Origin of the sequence: Cohnella soli (assembly GCF_042655525.1) — a bacterium.
GTDB classification, from domain to species: Bacteria; Bacillota; Bacilli; order Paenibacillales; family Paenibacillaceae; genus Cohnella; species Cohnella soli.
In genome coordinates, this window is the sequence record NZ_JBHSMI010000060.1 from 1 (window position 1) to 807 (window position 807).

The 807-nt window shown below is 52.7% G+C and carries 2 tRNA genes and 3 rRNA genes; all 5 read right to left on the minus strand.

Features of this window, described 5'->3' with window-relative positions:
• A 23S ribosomal RNA gene (locus ACFPOF_RS28735) occupies window positions 1-97 on the minus strand; the annotation flags it as partial.
• 214 nt (window positions 98-311) lie between these two features.
• Window positions 312-387, minus strand: a tRNA-Ala gene (locus tag ACFPOF_RS28740).
• Between the two features lie 14 nt (window positions 388-401).
• A tRNA-Ile gene (locus ACFPOF_RS28745) sits at window positions 402-478 on the minus strand.
• A 12-nt stretch (window positions 479-490) separates the two neighbouring features.
• Window positions 491-607, minus strand: a 5S ribosomal RNA gene (gene rrf, locus ACFPOF_RS28750).
• 126 nt (window positions 608-733) lie between these two features.
• A 16S ribosomal RNA gene (locus ACFPOF_RS28755) occupies window positions 734-807 on the minus strand; the annotation flags it as partial.

Genomic DNA, 807 nt, shown 5'->3' on the forward strand with positions numbered 1-807 from the left:
GCTCACTTACAGCTCCCCGAAGCATATCGCTGTTCGTCGCGTCCTTCTTCGGCTCCTGGCGCCTAGGCATCCTCCGTGCGCACTTATTAGCTTAACCAATAGCTCCGATGTATCGATTTCTTTTCTCCAATGCTCCTCTCGTTCCTAGGTGCTCCCGCAAGCGGGCGCGGAACGCGCTGACCATGAGTCGAACGAAACCGATACATCTTCGCTTACAGTTTGTTTAAGACACAAGTGTAAACGTAGATGATACTTCTTTTCTAATCGCGCTTTGTTTCGCTATCCAGTTTTCAAGGTACAAGAGATTGCGTTGGTGGAGACTAGCGGGATCGAACCGCTGACCCCCTGCGTGCAAGGCAGGTGCTCTCCCAGCTGAGCTAAGTCCCCATGGGATATAAAGTTGGTTGGCCTTAGTGGACTCGAACCACCGACCTCACCCTTATCAGGGGTGCGCTCTAACCAGCTGAGCTAAAGGCCAATAAAAAGACTGGCTCGGCGACGTCCTACTCTCCCAGGACCCTGCGGTCCAAGTACCATCGGCGCTGGAGGGCTTAACGGTCGTGTTCGGGATGGGTACGCGTGGAACCCCTCCGCCATTGCCACCAAACCAGACTTCATTGTGAAAGCTATTGCCTAAGCAATTGCACTTTCAAAACTGAACATGAGCGTAAGAAACGGTTTGCCATCCTGCCGAAGCAGCTATGGTCTTTTATAGCTCCGAAGAGCTCCTTAGAAAGGAGGTGATCCAGCCGCACCTTCCGATACGGCTACCTTGTTACGACTTCACCCCAATCATCTACCCCACCT